This window comes from Vibrio sp. RE88 (genome assembly GCF_013113835.1).
Lineage (GTDB): Bacteria > Pseudomonadota > Gammaproteobacteria > Enterobacterales > Vibrionaceae > Vibrio.
The window spans coordinates 550,993-572,117 of sequence record NZ_VTYQ01000001.1 but is presented as its reverse complement, the minus strand read 5'-3'; the positions used below and the strand labels follow the sequence as shown (position 1 = coordinate 572,117).

Sequence of the window (21,125 nt, the reverse complement as noted above, 5' to 3'; positions counted from 1 at the left end):
TGTCACAGGAGCATACATTTACCCGCTTAATTTTCGAAATAAATTTATCTAACGGCTAACGGATACTTCTTGGGAAAATCCCACTAAAGACTCACCAAAATGAAAAGAAAAGTGAAAAATTGACCAAAAACAATAGCCGTCCCAATAAACTTATTTTATAATGCAAATTAATGTTTCAGAGCATCGTAATTCCAATACTAGGGGCAACCAATGAGACTAATCCCGTTAAACAAAGCAGCACAGGTCGGCAAATGGGCTGCGGCACACATCGCTAAACGCATTAACAACTTTCAGCCAAGCGCTGATCGTCCGTTTGTACTCGGCTTACCAACCGGTGGTACCCCACTTGCTACGTATAAAGCGCTTATTGAACTGTACCAAGCAGGTGAAGTGAGCTTTAAACACGTTGTGACGTTTAACATGGATGAATACATTGGTATTCCAGCTGATCACCCTGAGTCATACCGCTCTTTCATGTACAGTAACTTCTTCAACCATGTCGATATTCAGGAAGAGAACATTAACCTGCTTGACGGTAATGCAACTGATCACGAAGCCGAATGTCAGCGCTATGAAGACAAAATCAAGTCTTACGGTCGCATCAACCTGTTTATGGGTGGCGTCGGTAATGATGGTCATATTGCCTTCAACGAACCTGCGTCTTCACTATCTTCTCGCACCCGCATTAAGACACTGACAGAAGACACCCGTATTGCAAACTCTCGCTTCTTCGATGGTGATATCAACCAGGTCCCTAAATACGCTCTGACTATTGGCGTGGGCACTCTGTTGGACGCGGAAGAAATTATGATTTTGGTGACAGGCCATAATAAAGCGCTCGCGCTGGAAGCCGCGGTAGAAGGCAGCGTCAATCATCTATGGACGGTATCTGCGCTTCAACTGCATCCAAAATCTGTCATTGTGTGTGATGAGCCTTCAACACAAGAATTGAAAGTGAAGACCGTTAAATATTTCTCAGAGCTTGAGGCAGAGAATATTAAAGGCTTTTGATTCAACAAAGAAACTTGAGTGACTCAATAATAGATAATAAATCCGATGCATAATGCATCGGATTTTTGTTTGAAACCTATCGAAAATTAAGAGGTGGTTTCTTAAGCATACCGATTAGCCATCTAGACAGTTAGCTTTCCAACTTTATTATCAACAGGTATAATCTGCGCCCTAACATCTACAATCAATTAAAAGTCAATCAGAATAAGAGCTCGTGTCAGTTCTTTGAATAATTGAGACAAAAATAGGATTATCTATGAATCTATCAGCTAAAACTGTGGTTGTGATAGCAATCGGTGCTGCATTGTACGGTATCGGTGGATTACCAATGTTTGGCATTCCCGTATTCGCTAACACCACACTTAAGCCAGCGATGGCAGTACTGGCACTATTTTCAGTTCTGTTCGGGCCTCTGGTTGGCTTCTTAGTTGGATTCATTGGCCACTGGGTTACAGACCTTTTTGCTGGCTGGGGTGTATGGTTCACTTGGGTATTGGGTTCTGGCATTGTCGGTATGGTGATTGGTTTCTTCCCTCACCTGACCGGAAACCGAATCTCAAAGGGCGAGTTCAGCCATAAAGATTTCTCTTTGTTCGTCATTCTCGCGCTCATTGGTAACATTGTTGGCTACGGATGCTCCGCGTTTCTCGATACAGTCCTCTACGCTGAACCTTTCACGAAAGTCTTTACTCAGTTGACGATTATTGCTGCGGGTAACACTGTCCTGATTGCAGTGGTAGGCTATTTCATTCTAAAGTCTGTTGCTAAACGAAACAAACAAAGCCGTAACCTGACAGAGGCTTAATCGGCAATGACCATCGAATTTTCTGATTTCTCTTTTAGATACGAGTCACTGGATAGACCGACGCTAAAACATATCAATCTAAGGATAGAGAAAGGAGAGAAAATCGTCATTATTGGCCCGAGTGGTAGTGGGAAATCAACACTGGGCCAATGTCTTAACGGGCTTATCCCCCATTCCATTTCCGGCGAGATATCCGGCTCTTTGACCTTAAATGGTCAAGACGCTTCGCAATGGGATCTTCATCAGTTTACTGAGCAGATAGGCACCGTCCTTCAAGATACCGACAGCCAGTTTGTTGGTCTCAGTGTCGGTGAAGACATTGCTTTCGCGCTTGAGAACCAGTTGGTATCGAACATCGACATGTATCCGGTCGTTAAATCAACGGCTCGAATGGTCGAACTTGAAGATGTGCTTACCCGCTCTCCCCATGATTTATCCGGCGGGCAGAAGCAGCGTGTCTCTCTGGCAGGAATTCTCGTCGATGACGTCGACACACTACTGTTTGATGAACCGCTTGCGGCTCTGGATCCTAAGACAGGTCGCAAGACCATTGAGATCATTGATCAGCTCCATAAAGAGAGCGGCAAAACCACCATCATTATCGAACATAGGCTAGAAGATGTTCTCCATCGCCCTGTCGACCGCATCATTTTAATGGAGCAAGGGGAAATCGTCGCCGATATGACGCCAGATGCTCTACTCGCGTCATCACTACTGGAAAAACACGGAATCCGCGAGCCTTTATATTTGTCTGCACTTAAAGCGGCTAACGTTGTACTCAGTGATGAGGATAAGCCGTCCACACTCGGCGGCATCAACCTTGAACAACACGCAGAGCGATTCTCTCAATGGCAATGCGGCACAGCATCAACATCGGCCCTCTCAAACACACCCTTACTTTCCATTGATAGTCTGACCTATTCCTATGATGGTGAAAAGAACGCTCTTGATGGCATCAGTTTCAATATTCATCAGGGCGAGTTTGTGTCGATTCTTGGTAAGAACGGCTCTGGTAAGTCGACCATCACCAAGCTGATCATGGGTGTCATTGAGCCTGATGCTGGCAGTATAAATATGCACGGCCAAGACTTATCAACGCTGTCGATTTTTGAACGAAGCCAGAAGATAGGTGTGGTCATGCAGAACCCAAATCACATGATTTCACACCATATGATTTTTGACGAGATCGCGTTCGGACTGCTCAACCAAGGGCTGAATGAAAAAGAGATTGAGCAGAAAGTCCTTCATGTGCTCGAACTATGCGGGCTAAGCAAATATCGCCATTGGCCGATTTCGGCTCTGAGCTATGGGCAGAAAAAGCGAGTCACTATCGCTTCTATTCTGGTTCTTGAACCTGAATTGCTCATTCTTGACGAGCCAACAGCTGGACAAGATTATCGCAACTACACATCAATGCTGGACTTTATTCAGACACTTAACAAGGAGCTAGGTATCACCGTTGTGATCATTTCTCACGACATGCACTTAGTCCTAGAGCACACTCAGCGCTCTATTGTAATAGCGGATAGCCGTTTGATTGCAGATGCCCCAATGACCCATGTCTTTTCTCAACCTGACTTGCTCAGCCAAGCGAACCTGACAACAACCAGCTTGTACGATATGGCAGAGAGGCTCAATGTTGCAGACAAAAATCAGTTTATGCAGCATTTCATCAAACTGGAGCAGCGAATCGCATGAATACCTCGAAAATGAAGTTTGGTATCAGCTATGTGGATACTCAATCTCCTCTGCATCAGTTGAACGGCATCACTAAGTTTTTGTTGTTTATCGCTTGGGTCACAGTGGTACTCACCACATTCGATTTGCGCCTTATTTCAGCTCTGATAGTCGGCGGGTTATGGTTACTTGCAAGCACCAAAGTGCCATTTAGGGTCTATAAGCCGTTATTGCTAGGCACTGGTGGGGTATTGATGCTAAATGCACTCTTTATGTTCCTACTGGCGCCACAACAAGGGAGCGAATTGCTGGGCAGTACAACCATTATCCTTAACCTTCCAGGTAACTATGCATTAACTCAGGAAACGCTGTTTTATTTGGTAACGGTGACGCTAAAGTACTTTAGTATGTTCCCGGTTGCGCTAGCGTTTGTCTTCACTACCCACCCAACTGAGTTTGCCGCGAGCCTCAACCGTATTGGCGTGCCCTATAAAATTGCGTACGCCGTCAGTCTAACGCTGCGCTATCTACCTGAAGTCAAAAAAGATTTCATCAATATTATGCATGCTCAACAAGCTCGGGGGCTGGACATATCCAAAACTGCGCCGTTATTTAGTCGAATGAAAAATGTCGCGAATATCCTTGGGCCTCTGATCTTTTCCAGCTTGGAGCGAGCGGATGAAATCTCTAACGCAATGACATTACGTGGATTTGGCCGCCACAAACGCCGCAATTGGTATAGTCAGAAACCTCTCTCCCGTGCAGACAAATATTGTATCACTGGCATCCTAGTCATTGTGATTCTAGCCATAGTCAAAAGAGTGCTAGAACCCCAGCTGTTCTGGTACCCATACTAAATTCCACTATAAACCGGGCGCTCAGCCCGGTTTTTAACATCTAGCTCCTTTACGTTCTTTTACTCGCTCACTACTCTCCTTTACACATCTAATAATAAAATTCACCATGTAAATCATTTAACAAGGATACGTCATGAAGATAAATCACATGGTTATCACCCTGCTGGCCAGTACCCTCTCTGGGAACACCTTAGCCAGTCTGACCTACCCTATTGTTGATACAGGCCAAACAGAATGTTTTGGTATCAAACAAACATCTTCGACCTGCCCCACCTCTTCTGCCAACACTTTCGGTCAAGATGCACAGTACGTTGGGAACCATCCTGCATACCAAACGAACATCGATGGTACCGTCACGGATAAGGTGACCGGGCTAATCTGGTCATCAACCACTGATATCAACAACGACGGTAAGATCAACGCCGACGATAAGCTCAGTTACCAGGAAGCGATTGAGTATGTAGACAAGTTACGTCTTGCTGGTTACGACGACTGGCGGTTACCTAGCATTAAGGAACTTTACTCGTTGATCTTATTTGATGGTCAAGACCCCAGCGGACTCAAACAAACTGGCGATGTTAGGTTAATACCATTCATCAACGACCAATACTTTGCAATGAACTCTGGAGACACACTATCGGGGGAACGTCTCATCGACAGTCAATTTGTATCGCGCACTAAATATGTCTCTACAACGATGCGTGGCGATGAGACGGTATTTGGCGTCAACTTCATAGATGGTCGAATCAAAGGCTATGGGATTGAAAATCCACGTGGTGGTAAAAAAACCTTCTATGTTCTGGCGGTACGTGGCAATACTTTGTACGGGCAGAATCAACTCTCAGACAATAAAAATGGCACGATAGAAGACACGGCTACTGGGCTGTTATGGCAACAAAGTGATAATAGAAAGAACGTTAAATTCCCTGAAGCTTTGAGTTACTGTCAGAACTTATCGATCGCAGGCCGCAGTGATTGGCGCTTACCAAATGCCAAAGAACTGCAATCAATTGTGGACTATTCTCGCTCTCCCAACACATCAAATTCTGCAGCAATAGATCCGATGTTCGAAGCCACCACGATTAGCAATGAAGCAGGACAAGTCGACTACGCCAACTATTGGAGCAGTACCACTCACCAGAATTTACGCAATGGTGCCAACGCGGCTTATATCGCCTTTGGTCGTTCCATGGGGTACATGAACAATCAGTGGATAGATGTTCATGGCGCGGGTTCTCAACGAAGTGATCCTAAGTCTGGCAGCACCAGCATGTACCCAACAGGTCATGGCCCTCAAGGTGATGCGGTACGTGTCGAAAATATGGTTCGCTGCGTTGCAGGCGGTGATGTGCAGTTTGTGCAAAACCCATCTCAACATCAGCGGATGGCTAAGCTCTTTGTCAACAATGAAGTAAACACAAGCTCAATGAGTCACAGCCGTCCGAAAAAAGATGTCTCAGGCTCAGGAGGGTTACCGCCAAGAATGGATAGAAATGGCGACGGGAAACTATCACGCAATGAGGTAAAAGGTCCGCTGAAAAAAGATTTCAGCCGCTTAGACCAGAACAACGACGGTTACCTCACCGCTGATGAAATTCCGCCAAGACGCTAGCACAACAAAAAAGGGCGTCTAGTGAAAAGACGCCCCCTTCTTCAAAGGATTTTACTAAAGCGTAAATTTTTGGCTCATCTGGCAGAAATTGAGCCCTTCAATCAAGCTTGCTACAGGTTCGAGGCTACTTGTTTCAAACTGCACGCCAAATTTGCAGTAGCGGCTGGTCATTTTCACGTTTCTGACCACAGCTTCAAGTACTTGAGGCTCTGCGACTTTATCGCTTTCCGTATCTTGAATACTTAACGAGATAAGATCACCCACTTTATGATTGATCAGGTTGCGATCAACAACAATCAAACAACCATTGCTTGAGATGTCTCGAATCTGACACTTAAAGTGATGAGATTGTGGTGCCAGTATCCCTTCTAACGCTAACTCTAATCGAGCACTTTCTCTCAACCCTGCGGCAACCTGAGTCGCAGCAGGTAGAGTAATAAGGAACAAACTGTTCCCCCCCGCCTCAATCACGTATTCCAGCTTACTCTTAAAGTAAATTCTCGCGCCTTCACCAGCCTCAGAAATGACACACGCTTTAATCGCATAACCACGCTGAAAAAATACGGCAACTTCTTTAGGAGATACCTTGGGCATCTCTAACAGCATAAGGTTGTTTGAGTGGAGACCAATATACTTGGTTTTGCCCTTTAGGTTTTTTCCTGTCGGAGTGGTGATCAAGAAAGCAACTTCACTCAACGGCTTAACATCACTGAAAGCATCCTCGCCATATTTGATGTTATCTGAGGGCGGTTTGGGAGCTTCTTTAGTCTGGGCAGCTTCAGCGGAAGATAGCTCGATCACTTCCGCTGTCTCGCTTTGTGTCGCTTCAGTCATTATTCTACTGTGTCCATATAAACCAACTCACATATACAGTTTATAAGCAATCACTCGGTATCGGCAAGAAAAGTTAACATTAGATTTACATCAATTTATATTACGCTTAAAAAAGAGTCGATTAGGAGAACAATCGCGATTATAATTCGGCTGAGTTTGGTTAAACTCACCACAAAATCGAACAGATAAATTTAGGAGGATACGATGATTGTAGCAAGAACCCACCCGGCAGAATTAGTGAAGAACAGCTAAGTAACAATAGGTTACAGACTTCCCTTCTCTTTGCCCGGTGTAATCATACCGGGGTCTCATGACCCTAGCTGACAAATTAATGCAGAAACCCTTCTGCACGTCTGGGGTACACAATGAATATCATTCCCAAGCAGCCGTTGAATTTACCTCAACTTGGCTGGAACAACTTATTTCAACAACAACTGACACTTGAAGAGCTTGAACACAGCCGCATTGCACGCGTAGTAGAGCATCATAGAAGTGGATACAAACTGCTCAGCGAAGCTGGTGAAATGACCTTAGCTATCCATAAATCACTGCCTATGATGACTGTCGGTGACTGGCTTTTGTTAAACCAGCAAGGTGGCTTTGAGCGTTTGTTGGATCGCCAATCTCTGTTTGCTCGTAAAGCAGCTGGCAGTAAAGTCGCGGAACAACTGATTGCCGCAAACGTCTCCACTTTGTTTATTGTTTGTGCGCTTAATGATGACTTCAATTTAAGCCGTATTGAACGCTATCTGGCCACTGCAAACGAAGCCGAAGTCGAGCCTGTCATCGTGTTAACGAAAGCAGACCTAGTCACTGATGCAGACGAGAAACGTCAACAAGTGCAACAACTCGACCCTTTGCTTATGGTGGAAATGCTCAATGCCTTAGATGGAGAGCAGTACACATCGCTAAGCAGTTGGTGCAAGTCAGGATCCACTGTCGCTTTCATGGGCTCATCTGGTGTCGGAAAGTCGACGCTAGTCAATGGCTTACTGGGCGAATCTGTTCAGTTAACTGGTGGCATTCGAGAAAGTGACAGTAAGGGACGACACACAACCACTGGCCGTTCCATGCACTTCCTCCCAACTGGTGGTGTCTTAATTGACACGCCTGGAATGAGAGAATTGCAATTGTTTGACTGCGCGGATGGTGTGGCAGAAACCTTTTCAGATATCGAAGCGCTAGCAGAAAAATGTCGGTTTTCCGACTGCCAACACGACAGTGAGCCTGGCTGCGCGGTAGTAAACGCAATAGAAACAGGGCAATTGGAACAGCGAAGGCTGAATAATTATCTGAAGTTAATGCGCGAACAGCAAAGAAACAGTGCTACTTTAGCTGAACGCCGTGCTTCCTATAAGCAGCAGACGAAGATGTACAGGAACATCCAAACTGCCAGTCGAAGTCGCAAACAAAGTTTGTAAATTTAAAAGGGGCTAAACGCCCCTTTTTTTGTACAATACTGACAACATAAATAACACAATATTCACATTTTAACATTTTCAATAAATTATCATGCTAAAAATCAATTAATTCTAGACACATTATATCAACACGCTAGTATTGTCCCACTCAGTTATCAATAACTGAAATTACTAGAAGTTTATAAAACAATTCATTGCAGGGATAACTATGCAACACAACTCTATCTTTGCCCGCTTTGCTCGCGGAAATCTGGTATTACAAATCCTAGCCGGTATCGTTCTCGGTGTAGGCTTGGCAACTGTATCTCCAGAATACGCACAAAGTGTTGGTTTACTCGGAAGTTTATTTGTCGGCGCATTGAAGGCCGTCGCCCCTATTCTTGTTTTTATTCTGGTTGCAGCATCGATTGCTAATCAGAAGAAAAACCAGCACACCTACATGCGTCCAATCGTGGTTCTGTATCTTTTCGGTACTCTGACCGCGGCATTAACCGCAGTCGTACTTAGCTTCATGTTCCCGACCACATTGACACTGGTTTCTGGTGCTGAAGGTGCGACCCCACCTCAAGGTATCGGCGAAGTCATGAACACCCTGCTGTTCAAGATCGTTGATAACCCAGTGAGTGCACTAATGAACGCTAACTATATTGGTATTCTGGCATGGGCAATTGGTTTGGGCCTTGCGCTTCACCATGCATCAGGCACAACTAAAGCCGTATTTGAAGATCTGAGCCACGGTGTCTCTCAAATTGTTCGCTTTATTATCCGTCTGGCACCGTTTGGCATTTTCGGCCTCGTGTCTTCAACGCTAGCAATAACGGGTTTCGATGCTCTAGCGGGTTACGCGCAGCTCCTAGGTGTTCTGCTAAGCTCAATGCTGTTCATTGCACTAGTCGTTAACCCTATCATTGTTTTGGTCAAAACTGGTGAAAACCCTTACCCACTAGTATTCCAATGTCTACGTGAAAGTGGCGTAACGGCTTTCTTCACACGTTCAAGCGCGGCAAACATCCCAGTCAACATGGCACTGTGTGAGAAGCTAAAGCTTGACGAAGATACGTACTCTGTGTCCATCCCGCTAGGCGCGACCATCAACATGGCAGGCGCTGCAATCACGATCACCACACTGACACTGGCAGCTGTCCACACAATGGGCATTGAAGTCGATATTCTGACAGCGCTACTTCTAAGTATCGTTGCTGCTGTTTCTGCATGTGGTGCTTCTGGTGTTGCAGGTGGCTCACTACTGCTAATCCCATTGGCTTGTGGTTTGTTTGGTATCCCGAATGAAATCGCAATGCAGGTTGTTGCTGTAGGCTTTATCATCGGTGTGGTACAAGACTCAGCAGAAACTGCGCTGAACAGCTCGACAGACGTTGTTTTCACCGCAGCAGTATGTAAAGCGAAGCAAAAGCAGAACGCTTAACCCTCTTCGTTTACACACTCACATATTGGAGCCCGGCATCATGCCGGGCTTTTTATTCGCGATCCATTACATACTCCAAAGAAACGGTCGCGATAGTTGCCATTCGGCAGTCCCTCCCAACTCACCTTCTTCATCTCAATCTTTAGACTAAACGCAGTTAGTTCAAAGGGTTAATCCTGGTGTACCGACTTAGTTGGTAAATTAATTTCCATGACTAATATCTGAACATATACTTAATGACATAATACTTACTAATTAACTACCGTATTTAAGGAAGTTCTATGAGAGGTGTCGTTATCGCCTTTGTGCTTCTGTTTAGCACGCCCTTGTTCAGTGCAGAGTTGGTCGTTCGTATGGAAAACCAACAGCCTAAGACTTTGGTTTATGACCAATTGGTTTCCCAATACCCCCCAACCTCCTTCACAACCCAACTTCCGTGGTATCCAGAAGCCAATCAATTTACGGGCTTTAGAGTCTCTGACCTGTTGAAGCAGCTTGGTATTGAAGACACGCTCGCGGTTTCATTCATTGCTCTGAATGATTACGCCGCCAGTACAACAATAGAAAACATCCTCAAATATGATCCTATTGTCGCTTACAAGATGAATGGCAAGAAAATGAAAGTGCGAAATAAAGGGCCATATTGGCTGGTCTTTAATTTAGATAAATATCCTGAGATTGATAACACCGTTTTTCATTCTCAGATGGTGTGGCAAATTGACGAAATAGTGATTTATCAAAAGAACAATGAGAATACCAACTAGAGTTCGCGGATTTAATCAGGTTTTATCTAGAGCGAAAGTATTACTGATCTTTCTCTCCGCGATACTCATTGTGGCAAACTTGTACTTTCTCTCTGCTACACGTGATCTCGCCCATTCCTACAGTGAACAACAGAATCAAGCTACTTGGTTCTTGTTCCAACTAACCAAAGAGTTTTCCGAGCTAAAATCCCTTACCCTGCTTGCTGAAAAAGATGATAGCTATATAGATAACGTAATTTTGAAGTATGAGCTTACATGGAGCCGATTTGATCTTCTGATCAATAACCGTGAAACAGAATCATTTATCTCCTTGCCCGGAGCGCAATCATTTTTTAATTCACTCTTTCATCAATTCCAAGCTTTAGAGCCCAAATTAGAGCAATTCGAAGAAAGTGGCGATCCAGAGTTAAAACTAAGTCACGACTTTGAGCAACAATATATGGCCATGATTCAATATGTTAACACTAATTTCCGCATTAAAAGCCCACTTTATGAGTCTCAAATGAAATTGGCGCAGGCCCTGACACAAGCTCAGTTTGTCTTGATGATGCTATTGTTTGCTTGTGTTGGTGTCGTCAGTTATATCATTCATAAAGAAGCGCTATTTCATAAGCAAGCGTCACTGACCGACTCTCTGACAGGCATTCCCAATCGCTTAGCCTTTATGCGTCAACTTACTGATAACATTGAGCAGGCGATCGAATTCTCGTTGATTTTACTCGACCTCAACGGCTTCAAAAAAATTAATGATTCTCATGGCCACCAAGCAGGTGACCTCGCTTTGAGGATCGTTTCTGCACGTTTGGTCGAATTAATGAGCCGTCACAACCTGTCTGTATTCCGGATTGGTGGTGATGAATTCGCCGTGCTCACCAATTCAGCAGATGAAGCCACCATTAAGCAACTGTCGGAGTCCATTAATCGCTGCTTTGACGACAGCATTACCATTCAGAATCAGAAGGTGTACCTTTCCACGAGCTTAGGGATCGCGACCTATCCACACGACGCCACCAGCCTTAACCAACTGATTTCCATTGCCGATCAGAGTATGTATCAAAAGAAGTTCTCTACCAAAAGCGGTGACGACAACGTCTACAGCCTCAAAAGGCACTAGCGATAGCCCCAACATGGAGACATAAAAAAGCCCCTCTAGAAGAGGGGCAAAGTACCATCGCTTATTGTTATAGTGATAATGCCAGTAAAACGGTTGGGTGATTAACCAAAATCACCATTTACGTATCCCTTGGTGCGGTCATCTTTTGGTTCGCTAAAGATAACCTGAGTGTCATCGTGCTCCACTAGCTCTCCCATCAGGAAGAAAGCCGTACGGTCTGAGATACGACGAGCTTGCTGCATGGAGTGAGTCACGATAACAATGGTGTAGTTTTTCTTGAGCTCTTCCATCAACTCTTCAATTTTGTGCGTCGCAATTGGGTCAAGGGCAGACGTTGGTTCATCCATCAAGATGACGTCTGGTTCCATCGCGATCGTACGAGCGATACACAAACGCTGCTGCTGACCACCAGAAAGACCAAATGCGTGTGACTTCAAACGGTCTTTGACTTCATCCCAAAGCGCAGCACCACGCAAAGAGCGCTCAACTACGTCATCAATGTGTTTTTTATCCTTGATGCCTTGAGCACGTAGGCCGTACGCCACGTTTTCGTAAATGCTCATTGGGAATGGGTTTGGCTTTTGGAAAACCATACCGACTTTGATACGCAGGTCAGCAACATCAATGTTGCCGTAAATGTTTGTGCCGTCCATATCCAGCTTACCCGTGATCTTCACGCCTTCAATCAGGTCATTCATGCGGTTAAGACAACGAAGTAGTGTGGACTTACCACAACCTGACGGGCCAATTAGCGCAGTAACTTGGCGGACAGGAATCGGTAAGTTAATGGATTTCAGGGCTTGGTTTTCGCCGTAAAACAGATCTAGGTTTTCAATATCAAATTTGTTCATGTTCTCAATCTCTTAAATCTAAAATTCGTGTTAGTGCTTAATCAGTAATGTCGCTTGTTAGTAGCTTGCTGTGTTGATGCGACTTGCAATTAACTTAGTGATCATGTTGATCAAGAGAACAACGACAATCAGCACGGTTGCTGTACCATAAGCTTGATTCCACTCTTCAATAGTGAACAGCTCTGTAGTCAGCTTATAAAGGTGAACGGTCAACGTACGACCTGAATCGAGAAGCGAGTCAGGAATACGTGCCACCATGCCCGCTGTCAGGAATACAGGAGCCGATTCACCAATTACACGACCAATACTTAGAATGACCGAGGTTAAGATACCTGGCATTGCACTAGGCAATATCAAACGCCAGATAGTGTAGATTTTTGAAGCACCCAAACCATATGAGCCTTCACGAAACGTTTGTGGTACTGCCATCAGTGCTTCTTCCGTAGTACGGATGATAACTGGCAGAATCAGAATACTCAGTGTTAGTGCACCCGATAAAATCGAGAAGCCAAGACCAAGAATTGCCACGAAGAAAGTCATACCGAACAGACCGAAAATAATCGACGGGATACCCGCCAATGATTCAGTACAGAATCGGATAACTTTTACGAGTTTACTGCCCACTTTGGCGTATTCGGTCAAATAAATTGCCGTCATGATACCCAGTGGCGCTGCAACCGCGATTGACGCGATTACCATGTAAACCGTCGCTACAATCATTGGGAAGATACCGTGTTCTTCGCCAGTACGAGTGTAGTTGTCCGTGATGAAGTTCCAGTCTACGTGCTGTAAACCGTTCGACAAAATGTACCAGATAATCCAGAACAAAAAGCCAACCGTCAGCGCAGCGGCAGCCCAGATAAAGCCGTTAAAGATGTTGTCTTTAAACTGGCGTGCTTTTTTAAGTTTTGCGCGATCCATAATAGTCACCTTTAACCTGCTTTACTTCGCTTTCTCGCGATTCAAATAAAGCAATGCTGCGTTAAGCATCATGATAAACACCAGTAGAACAACACCTGTTGCGTAGAGTGCGTTAGCGTGAACACCGCTTGCGTAAGACATTTCAATGGCGATGTTTGCCGTTAGAGTACGAGCCGAATCTAAGATGCCTTGTGGCATCGCAGGGGCATTACCCATTACCATGATGATGGCCATCGTCTCACCCAAAGCTCGGCCAATACCGAGAATAACACCCGTCATAATGCCGGAACGTGCTGCTGGAACGAGCAACTTAAAGATGGTAAAGATTTTGGATGCGCCAAGAGCCAAAGAGCCCTCTTTGTAAGTACGAGGTACCGCGCGAATTGAGGTTTCTGAAACGGTAATAACGGTCGGAAGAATCATCACACCCAGTACAATGATACCCGCTAGAATCGTGTTACCTGCCGGAACATCAAAGACGTTCTGAATCAAAGGAACAATGATTACCAGTCCAAAGAAACCATAAACCACTGATGGAATACCCGCCAGCAACTCAACGGCTGGACGAATCACATCCGCTAAGCGCTTCGGTGCGATTTCAGCAATAAAAATCGCCGTCAGAACACCAACAGGAACGCCAACAATAACCGCACCGAACGTCGACACGATAGAAGCAACAATCATTGTTGCAACGCCGTATAGCGCTGGCGGCAACCAGTCCTGACCAAGCACGATGCCAGTCACACCGGCTTCTTGGAAGGCTGGAATAGATTCTTTAACGATGAAATAGGCGATAACCGCCAGAGACACAATGCCAATTACAGCACTGGTAAGGAATAAGCCATGGAAAATACGCTCTTTCCAGTCCACACGTTTTTGAACGCGTAAACCAGGCTTAGAAACTTGAGTCGCTTCAGTATTCATAAGCTCGTCACTATTTGTTGCGATGGTCATAGAATTCTTACCGTTCTCACGAACTCAGTTCGCTTGAAGTCAAGAAAAGGCTCAGCCCAAAGTGGGCTGAGCAATTAAAAAGTGTTTACTAACAATAATTAGTTAACTGAGATGTAGCCTTTGTTGTCTACAAGCGCTTGAGCTTCAGTAGAAACCATCCAGTCTAGGAATTTCTGAGTTTCAGCAGAAGGTTGGCCGTCTTTGTAAAGAACAAGGAATGGACGAGCAACTTTGTAAGAACCGTTCTTCACGTTGTCTACGTTTGCTTCAACACCATCGATAGGCAGTGCGTTTACTGAGTTATCAACAGTACCTAGAGAGATGTAACCAATCGCGTATGGGTTAGATGCAACCATAGTTTTTAGAGCACCGTTACCGTTTGCAACCTGAGCGCGTTGAGAGATAGCTGATACTTTCTTACCAGAGATTTTTTTCTTCAGCTTCATGATGTCTTCGAATGCACCACGAGTACCAGACGCAGTATCACGAGTGATTGCTACGATTGGCTTGTCAGCACCACCCACTTCTTTCCAGTTAGTGATGTCGCCTTTGTAGATAGCCGTTACTTGCTCAGCTGTCAGTGCTTGTAGGTCGTTCTTAGGGTTAACAACTACTGCAATACCATCTAGTGCAACAGTTAGCTCTTTAAGAGCTGGCTCTTTTTCAGAGTCTTTCAGGTTACGAGAAGACATACCTAGGTCAGCAGAACCGTTTTTCGCTGCTTTAACACCAGCAGATGAACCTGGGCCCTGAACTTCGATAAATACGTTCGAGTTTGTCTTCATGTATGTTTCAGAGAAAACTTCCATCAGTGGAGTTACGCTGCTAGAGCCCACTGCAGAGATAGTTTCTTTAGCAGAAACTGAAGTCACTGCCATTGCGCCTAGAAGTGCGATTGCACCGATAACTGTCTTTTTCATCACAATTTCCTTAGTTGGCATGATTGCCGTTGTATTTCACTTGAACGGTGCTCACTTTAGGACTCAAATATGACAGTTGTGTTTCACTTCGTTGAAGCCTGTATGACAGATGAGATTTGCTAGGAATTTTTGATGGGGAATTACTGACAGGTCAAACAATGGTGTAACAAGCTGTAAGACTCGACTATCGGAATACGACATTAGAGCAATAAACCTATGACTTAAAAAGAAAATGATTTCCAACTTTATTAAGGATAATTTTATAAAATCATTAATTTCCAGATTGAATTATATCTGAGACAAATTAGAATCATTCCTCCTAATTATAAAAATAACAACATACAACTCACTAACAATATAGAAGAGGACGATTCATGCGCCAATTACTCGGTGGGCTTTCCATTAAGCTCCAGGTAGTGGTTCCTGTCATATTCACATTGCTACTACTCGTGGTCGGGATAAGTTACAGCACAACCAGCCTTAAGAATGCTTTCAATCAAGTTACCGTCTCAACAGAAAATCTCGTCAATCATAAAGATGAACTGACTCAGATCATCGATAACACTTATGGTATGCGAATCAAAGCCATCTACAGCCTTTTTCGCGCTGAAGATGTAAAACAGCTGGCGACCCATTTGCAAAGCAAGCAACAGGCAAACCGTCAGTTACTCCGGTCTCTCAGTACAGTAGAAGGCTTGGAGCAAGAAATTGCTGATATGAACACCGCTATCGATCATTACGTGAACTACTCCATCAATGTGATGATCCCTTTACTCAACGTTCGCCACGGCGACAGCAACCCACCACCGGGATTTGAGACCAAATATGAGCGCGCCGCAGGCAACTATCGTACCGCAGGCAACCAAATGGTTCAGGCAATCGATAGGCTATCTAAAAAGCTCAACACATTGGCTCTTGATGAAGTGCATACGAACGAGGTCATCCACTCCAAAGTCATGAACAGCGGCATTGTCGGTCTTTTATTGGTTCTCGCCGCAGCGCTCGCCATCAGCTGGATGCTGGCAGGTATCATAGTGACACCGATTAAGAAGTTGCAGCAAGCAATGAAAGAGCTCGCACAGGGCAACTTGTTGGTTTCGGTAAAAGAAGAAGGCAACAATGAAATCTCAGCCCTATCTCGCGATTTCAATAGCACAGTGGGACAGCTACAGAATACGGTCGACTCACTGGTTCGAATCAGTGTTGATGTTGCCTCCGCTTCCACTGAATTAGCAGCAGTCATGACTCAGTCGAGCACCAACTCTGATCAAGAGAAAAATGAAGTCGAGCAAGTCGCCTCCGCGATTAATCAAATGGAAAGCACCGCCACGGAAGTCACTCAAAATGCCAACAACGCGGATTCCGCTTCCATTAATGCAGATAAACTGGCGCGTGAAAGCTTAGAAACGTTTGAACAGAATACCCGCGCGAGTGAAAAAATGGCCCAACACCTTTCTCAAGCCGCTGGGGTGGTTAACTCCCTAAAAGAGCAGTCGGAGCAAATTGGCAAGGTCATTGAAGTGATCGAAAGCATCTCAGAGCAAACCAACTTACTCGCACTGAATGCAGCGATTGAAGCGGCTCGCGCAGGGGAAAGCGGGCGTGGGTTTGCCGTTGTTGCAGATGAAGTACGAATGCTTGCAGCTCGAACTCAGGAGTCGACCAAAGAGATTCAGGTGATCATTGAAGATTTGCAGCGCCAGTCTGGTGTGGCAAATGACAGCATGAACTCAAGCCTTGAAATGATCGAACAAAATCAGACCCAAGCAACGAAAGTGAGCGAAGCACTCGGTCACATCAGTGCATCTATTTCAGAACTGACTAGCATCAACGCTCAGGTCGCCGTCGCATCTGAGGAACAAGGCCAAGTCACATCCGACGTCAACAACAACCTAAGTAACATCTATGAGCTGGTGAGCCAAAACGTAACTGGGATTACCCAAGCCGCCGCAGCCAGTCATGAGTTGTCTACTTTGGCTGAAAGACAAAAACAGCAGCTAGGCTTCTTCAAAGTTTAGAATAACAAGCGCCGACCTCTTGGTCGGCGTTTTTTCGACGATTCACGTTAATAAAGCCAGCCAACACGAAAAGATACGCCCACCAATACAAACAGAATCGAAAACAAAGTGACCCCGACGATATGCCAAGCCATATCGTTGAGATTAGACTGGGATAGTCGAGGGATCACTCTGAATCTAGCATCCAAGGCCAACATCATCGTCAAAGCCAGTAAAGTCAACTTGGCAGCAATACCATGGGCTTGCGGGATTGACATATCAAACCATAAACTCACATCCGGTAGCATTCGATACGCCAGCATCAGACCAGTAATGACCTGAATGATCAAAGCAGGCATACCGATTTTTTCGTACACGGATTCAAACTTAATCAACTCTTGCGGCGAACGGTTTTTAAGCACACTAGGAAGAATAACTACTGACAGCACAATGTGCCCGCCAGTCCAAATTGTCGCGGCAAGTAAATGCAGAGCAAGCAGAATTCCGTACATCAACCATTCCAAAAACAGATAATTTATAAAATCGAATATTATCATTAACCGCAGAATAACCATGGACAGATGAAGGTTTTTGACTAGCTCATCACACCTTAGCCACGAGTACACAATTAATTCATCAGATACAAAAAAGGCCAGCATTTGCTGACCTAATTTGAATCATAAAGTGATTATGGCTGTTGCTTAGTTGGCGCTAGCGCAATCTCACGAATACACACGTTTTGAGGTTGGTTGTAAGCAAACTCGACCGCACGAGCGACATCATCTGCTGCCAAGACACCACCCATGTCCACTTTCCAGTCGTCATAGCCATCTTTGATTTCCTGAGAAGTCGTGTGAGACAGCAGTTCAGTCTCTACTGCACCCGGAGCAATCGTCGTCACACGTACATTTGACGCGGCTACTTCTTCACGTACATTTTCAGAAATGGCGTGAACGGCAAATTTAGTACCGCAGTATGCTGCATGATTCGGGAACGTTTTCTTACCCGCAATAGAGCTGACATTGATAATCGTGCCGCTGTTGCGCTCCATCATAGGTGCCAGTACAGATTGCATACCATTCAGTAAGCCAAGTACGTTGACATCAAACATGCGTTTCCATTCACTCGCGTCCTGAGTATCAATCTGACCTAACAACATAACGCCAGCGTTGTTCACTAAGCCATCAACCGGGCCAAATTGCGCCTCTGCTTTTGCAATCGCTGCTTCAAATGACGCTTTGTCTGTCACGTCTACTTTTTCACATAAAGTGTTTGGCAGGTCTAGTGCTTCAAGACGCTCAACACGACGAGCAAGCAGAAGCAGAGGATGACCTTCGTTGCTTAGACGACGAGCAATTGCTTCACCAATACCAGAACTTGCACCTGTGATTACGATTAGTTTTTTCATCTTTATTTCCTCTGTAGTTGTTTAGTAGCAGCTCTGTTTCGCCGCGATGGAGGTATATTACGTAAATCGTTTTTGTTGATATATATCACTCCAGTTGAAACACTGTTGCTGTAGTGCAACAATAAACAAAATTAGATTTGATTGGATATCTACTGTGCTCAACCAGATTAATCTCGCTGACATCCGCTCTTTTGTCCTCATCGCACAATTGGGGAACTTTACTAAAGCTGCAGAAGCGCTGGATGTGTCGCGCTCTCATGTATCACGCCAGATAAGCAGCCTTGAAAATCAAATGGGCGTAACACTACTGATCCGAACCACCCGAACACTCAAGCTCACTGAAGCAGGGAAAGCCTTTTATCAGCAATGCGAGAAAGCACTGCATAATATTGATCAGGCGTTATTGGCTGCCGTGGATGACGTAGAAAAGGTACAAGGCGAAATAAAGATTAATTGCGTGGGCGGCTATCTCGGGGAGGAGCTAATTGCTCAAACTGCGACGGAGTTTATGCATGTGCACCCCGATGTCAGCATCAATCTAGACTTCAGCAGTCATCGAGTGGATTTGATTGAAGATGACTTCGATATTGCCTTTCGCATGGGCAAACTTGAAGACTCAGGATTCGTCGCCCGAAAGCTACTTGATATCAAAATGGGGACTCTGGCCAGCCCTGACTACCTAAAAAGATATGGTCAGCCTAATCACCCTAAAGAGCTCACTCAGCATCATTGTTTAACGGGTTCAGTCAAAAGGTGGAGCTTTGAAAGTAAAGCGGATGCGCAACACTACGATGTGTTAGTCAATGGCCGCATGCAGTGCAAAAATGGCCGTGTGTTGGTAAAAGGCGCGCTCAATGGCAACGGCATCATACGTGTACCGATAATTTACTGTGAAGAAGAATTAGCACAAGGAGAACTGGTCGAAGTATTTGACCACTGGGGAATTCCGAGCGTTGATTTTTCGGCCATCTATCATAGAGATCGTTTTCAGCCTAAACGGCTACGAGAATTCATCAGCTTTGTGAAGCACTACTTCGATACTCGCTTAGCGGATAAATAGTCGTCCTAAGACTTTTTCAGCCAAATTTCTGAAGCGCAAAAGAATCCGGCTTCTTGGCAGCCAAGCTGGGGAACTCAAAACGGTTTTTGCTTTAGAGAAAGTCTGAAAACCTTCGAAGCCATGATAGTGACCAATGCCAGATTCTCCTATCCCGCCAAACGGTGCATCTTCAGCCGCCACATGTAACAGAGTATCGTTAATCGCAACACCGCCACTGTGGGTCTGCTCGATGATTTGTCTCTGAAGGATGCGATCTGTCGACATCAGATACAAAGCCAGCGGTCGTGGTTTAACGTTAATGTAATTGAGCGCTTCATTCAGATGACGATAGCCAATCACGGGTAGCAGTGGGCCGAATATCTCTTCCTGCATCACCTGCATATTTTCTGTAACCCCCGTAATCAAATGCGGCAACATCTGGCGCCCATCCAACGTCACGTCCTCTATGGTATAAATACCGGCACCGTGGTCTTTTGCATCCGCTAACATCGTGTGAAGACGATCAAACTGCCGTTCGTTGATGATGTGGGTTACCGTTGGCGCTTTATCGCCTTCTATATACAGTGCCTTATAACGTTTCAGATAGAGGTTGATGAATAACAGCTCTTTTCCTTGGGGCAGCAGAACATAGTCTGGTGCAACACAAATTTGCCCGGCATTGACTGATTTGCCAAGTAACACGGCATCAACCGCTGCGCGAAGATCAATGTCATTATCAATCACGACTGGCGACTTACCACCGAGCTCCAACGTCACAGGGGTAAGGTTTTTCGCCGCAGCCTGAGCGACTAACCTCCCTACTGGCGTCGACCCCGTAAAGATAAGATGATCAAAGGGGAGCTGAGAAAAATAGCTGGCGATATCCGCTTCGCCCTCAATGGGGTAAATGTGTCGGTCTAAGCAAGACAAGATCTGGCTGAGTACCTGATTGGTATGATGAGTATGCTCACTCAGCTTAACCATGACTCGGTTTCCCGCCGCAATCGCCGTCACGATAGGCGCAATGCTCAACACGATTGGAAAGTTCCAAGGGACAATAACTCCGACCACACCTAGTGGTTGATACTCGACTGTGATTGAAGAAGGAGACAGCAACAAGCCCGCTTTACGTCGACTTGGTTTCATCCACTTTTTTAGATGCTTGATGGTGTAATTGATGTGAGAGACCGCGGGTAGGATATCGCAAATCATGCTGTCGAAACGGCTGCGTGCACCATAGTCCTTTTGCAGAGCCTCAACCAACTCTTCCTTGTTTTCAAGTAAAGCTTGCTTGAGGATCTTTAGCCTTTTCATCCGCACGTTGTAGCCAGAAAATGGCTCACTCAAATAAAAAGCTCGGACTTCAGCATAGAGATGAAGTAACTCTTGCTGCGTTCTGATGTGTTCTTTTTGCCAACGATTAAGATCTACGACGCCTTCCATGTGCCATCATTGCCTGATTGGTTATTCTTTGCCCATAAGTATAGTAGCCAGATTCGACAGCAATGTCTTGG

At 45.2% G+C, this 21,125-nt stretch carries 19 protein-coding genes; 11 read left to right on the top strand and 8 right to left on the bottom strand.

All coding sequences use genetic code 11. The features are described from left to right. Positions 1–210: 210 nt before the first annotated feature. The 5 genes from nagB to F0265_RS02670 all read left to right on the top strand — a co-directional run bounded on the left by nagB (position 211) and on the right by F0265_RS02670 (position 5,962). Positions 211–1,011, top strand: a complete 801-nt coding sequence (gene nagB, locus F0265_RS02690) for a glucosamine-6-phosphate deaminase (protein ID WP_171747647.1) — start codon at positions 211–213, stop codon at positions 1,009–1,011. Between the two features lie 256 nt (positions 1,012–1,267). Next, complete coding sequence (locus F0265_RS02685) at positions 1,268–1,816, top strand: ECF-type riboflavin transporter substrate-binding protein (protein WP_171747646.1); 549 nt, start codon at positions 1,268–1,270, stop codon at positions 1,814–1,816. A gap of 6 nt (positions 1,817–1,822) precedes the next feature. Beyond that, on the top strand, positions 1,823–3,514 hold the full coding sequence (locus F0265_RS02680) for an ABC transporter ATP-binding protein (protein WP_171747645.1): 1,692 nt from the start codon (positions 1,823–1,825) through the stop codon (positions 3,512–3,514). Next, complete coding sequence (locus F0265_RS02675; RefSeq protein WP_171747644.1) at positions 3,511–4,350, top strand: energy-coupling factor transporter transmembrane component T; 840 nt, start codon at positions 3,511–3,513, stop codon at positions 4,348–4,350. The genes F0265_RS02680 and F0265_RS02675 overlap by 4 nt, the downstream gene beginning before the upstream one ends. 133 nt (positions 4,351–4,483) lie before the next feature. Beyond that, positions 4,484–5,962, top strand: coding sequence for a DUF1566 domain-containing protein (locus F0265_RS02670; protein ID WP_171747643.1), 1,479 nt, complete (start codon positions 4,484–4,486; stop codon positions 5,960–5,962). A gap of 54 nt (positions 5,963–6,016) precedes the next feature. On the opposite strand, the gene F0265_RS02665 is transcribed toward F0265_RS02670, so the two are convergent. After that, positions 6,017–6,796, bottom strand: a complete 780-nt coding sequence (locus F0265_RS02665; RefSeq protein WP_171747642.1) for a PilZ domain-containing protein — start codon at positions 6,794–6,796, stop codon at positions 6,017–6,019. Between the two features lie 365 nt (positions 6,797–7,161). Here F0265_RS02665 and rsgA point away from each other — a divergent pair, with 365 nt between their 5' ends. From rsgA to F0265_RS02645, 4 genes are all read left to right on the top strand, one after another. Beyond that, positions 7,162–8,217: a ribosome small subunit-dependent GTPase A gene (gene rsgA, locus F0265_RS02660; RefSeq protein ID WP_171747641.1), complete on the top strand. Its 1,056-nt coding sequence runs from the start codon at positions 7,162–7,164 to the stop codon at positions 8,215–8,217. A 208-nt stretch (positions 8,218–8,425) separates the two neighbouring features. After that, positions 8,426–9,643: a serine/threonine transporter SstT gene (gene sstT / locus F0265_RS02655; RefSeq protein WP_171747640.1), complete on the top strand. Its 1,218-nt coding sequence runs from the start codon at positions 8,426–8,428 to the stop codon at positions 9,641–9,643. 281 nt (positions 9,644–9,924) lie between these two features. After that, a complete protein-coding gene (locus tag F0265_RS02650; RefSeq protein ID WP_065742583.1) occupies positions 9,925–10,407 on the top strand; it encodes a molybdopterin-dependent oxidoreductase in 483 nt (160 codons plus the stop codon). After that, complete coding sequence (locus F0265_RS02645; RefSeq protein WP_171747639.1) at positions 10,391–11,521, top strand: GGDEF domain-containing protein; 1,131 nt, start codon at positions 10,391–10,393, stop codon at positions 11,519–11,521. Before F0265_RS02650 ends, F0265_RS02645 begins: the two co-directional genes overlap by 17 nt. Positions 11,522–11,622: 101 nt before the next feature. Here the strand turns inward: F0265_RS02645 and pstB are convergent, their stop codons facing one another. The 4 genes from pstB to F0265_RS02625 form a co-directional block, all read right to left on the bottom strand. Then, the gene (gene pstB, locus F0265_RS02640) at positions 11,623–12,372 is read right to left on the bottom strand and encodes a phosphate ABC transporter ATP-binding protein PstB (RefSeq protein ID WP_006961585.1); all 750 of its coding nucleotides are present in this window, start codon (positions 12,370–12,372) and stop codon (positions 11,623–11,625) included. Between the two features lie 57 nt (positions 12,373–12,429). Beyond that, positions 12,430–13,293, bottom strand: coding sequence for a phosphate ABC transporter permease PstA (gene pstA / locus F0265_RS02635; protein WP_065742581.1), 864 nt, complete (start codon positions 13,291–13,293; stop codon positions 12,430–12,432). Positions 13,294–13,314: 21 nt separating this feature from the next. After that, a complete protein-coding gene (pstC, locus tag F0265_RS02630) occupies positions 13,315–14,247 on the bottom strand; it encodes a phosphate ABC transporter permease subunit PstC (RefSeq protein ID WP_019274274.1) in 933 nt (310 codons plus the stop codon). Positions 14,248–14,345: 98 nt separating this feature from the next. Continuing rightward, complete coding sequence (locus F0265_RS02625) at positions 14,346–15,167, bottom strand: phosphate ABC transporter substrate-binding protein (RefSeq protein ID WP_019274273.1); 822 nt, start codon at positions 15,165–15,167, stop codon at positions 14,346–14,348. A 374-nt stretch (positions 15,168–15,541) separates the two neighbouring features. Between F0265_RS02625 and F0265_RS02620 the strand changes: the two genes are divergently transcribed. Next, positions 15,542–17,185, top strand: coding sequence for a methyl-accepting chemotaxis protein (locus F0265_RS02620; RefSeq protein WP_171747638.1), 1,644 nt, complete (start codon positions 15,542–15,544; stop codon positions 17,183–17,185). Positions 17,186–17,232: 47 nt separating this feature from the next. Here the strand turns inward: F0265_RS02620 and F0265_RS02615 are convergent, their stop codons facing one another. Together F0265_RS02615 and F0265_RS02610 are read right to left on the bottom strand one after the other, a co-directional pair. After that, a complete protein-coding gene (locus tag F0265_RS02615; RefSeq protein WP_171747637.1) occupies positions 17,233–17,676 on the bottom strand; it encodes a CopD family protein in 444 nt (147 codons plus the stop codon). A 176-nt stretch (positions 17,677–17,852) separates the two neighbouring features. Beyond that, positions 17,853–18,572, bottom strand: coding sequence for an SDR family oxidoreductase (locus F0265_RS02610; protein ID WP_171747636.1), 720 nt, complete (start codon positions 18,570–18,572; stop codon positions 17,853–17,855). 154 nt (positions 18,573–18,726) lie between these two features. On the opposite strand from F0265_RS02610, the gene F0265_RS02605 reads away from it, so the two are divergent. Next, entirely contained in the window at positions 18,727–19,632 is a 906-nt protein-coding gene (locus F0265_RS02605) for a LysR substrate-binding domain-containing protein (protein WP_171747635.1), read from the top strand. On the opposite strand, the gene F0265_RS02600 is transcribed toward F0265_RS02605, so the two are convergent. Next, positions 19,618–21,054 (bottom strand): coniferyl aldehyde dehydrogenase, encoded by a 1,437-nt coding sequence (locus F0265_RS02600; RefSeq protein ID WP_171747634.1) that lies wholly within the window; start codon positions 21,052–21,054, stop codon positions 19,618–19,620. The genes F0265_RS02605 and F0265_RS02600 overlap by 15 nt on opposite strands. Positions 21,055–21,125: the final 71 nt, after the last annotated feature.

What these genes read in the sequence shown, in the direction of transcription:
- F0265_RS02675 (WP_171747644.1), top strand. Translation starts at nt 3,511, where the DNA reads ATGAATACCTCGAAAATGAAGTTTGGTATCAGCTATGTGGATACTCAA.
- F0265_RS02625 (WP_019274273.1), bottom strand. Translation starts at nt 15,167, where the DNA reads ATGAAAAAGACAGTTATCGGTGCAATCGCACTTCTAGGCGCAATGGCA.
- F0265_RS02615 (WP_171747637.1), bottom strand. Translation starts at nt 17,676, where the DNA reads ATGTACGGAATTCTGCTTGCTCTGCATTTACTTGCCGCGACAATTTGG.
- F0265_RS02670 (WP_171747643.1), top strand. Translation starts at nt 4,484, where the DNA reads ATGAAGATAAATCACATGGTTATCACCCTGCTGGCCAGTACCCTCTCT.
- nagB (WP_171747647.1), top strand. Translation starts at nt 211, where the DNA reads ATGAGACTAATCCCGTTAAACAAAGCAGCACAGGTCGGCAAATGGGCT.
- F0265_RS02645 (WP_171747639.1), top strand. Translation starts at nt 10,391, where the DNA reads ATGAGAATACCAACTAGAGTTCGCGGATTTAATCAGGTTTTATCTAGA.
- F0265_RS02665 (WP_171747642.1), bottom strand. Translation starts at nt 6,796, where the DNA reads ATGACTGAAGCGACACAAAGCGAGACAGCGGAAGTGATCGAGCTATCT.
- F0265_RS02610 (WP_171747636.1), bottom strand. Translation starts at nt 18,572, where the DNA reads ATGAAAAAACTAATCGTAATCACAGGTGCAAGTTCTGGTATTGGTGAA.
- pstA (WP_065742581.1), bottom strand. Translation starts at nt 13,293, where the DNA reads ATGGATCGCGCAAAACTTAAAAAAGCACGCCAGTTTAAAGACAACATC.
- F0265_RS02685 (WP_171747646.1), top strand. Translation starts at nt 1,268, where the DNA reads ATGAATCTATCAGCTAAAACTGTGGTTGTGATAGCAATCGGTGCTGCA.
- pstB (WP_006961585.1), bottom strand. Translation starts at nt 12,372, where the DNA reads ATGAACAAATTTGATATTGAAAACCTAGATCTGTTTTACGGCGAAAAC.
- F0265_RS02650 (WP_065742583.1), top strand. Translation starts at nt 9,925, where the DNA reads ATGAGAGGTGTCGTTATCGCCTTTGTGCTTCTGTTTAGCACGCCCTTG.
- rsgA (WP_171747641.1), top strand. Translation starts at nt 7,162, where the DNA reads ATGAATATCATTCCCAAGCAGCCGTTGAATTTACCTCAACTTGGCTGG.
- F0265_RS02620 (WP_171747638.1), top strand. Translation starts at nt 15,542, where the DNA reads ATGCGCCAATTACTCGGTGGGCTTTCCATTAAGCTCCAGGTAGTGGTT.
- F0265_RS02680 (WP_171747645.1), top strand. Translation starts at nt 1,823, where the DNA reads ATGACCATCGAATTTTCTGATTTCTCTTTTAGATACGAGTCACTGGAT.
- sstT (WP_171747640.1), top strand. Translation starts at nt 8,426, where the DNA reads ATGCAACACAACTCTATCTTTGCCCGCTTTGCTCGCGGAAATCTGGTA.
- pstC (WP_019274274.1), bottom strand. Translation starts at nt 14,247, where the DNA reads ATGACCATCGCAACAAATAGTGACGAGCTTATGAATACTGAAGCGACT.
- F0265_RS02600 (WP_171747634.1), bottom strand. Translation starts at nt 21,054, where the DNA reads ATGGAAGGCGTCGTAGATCTTAATCGTTGGCAAAAAGAACACATCAGA.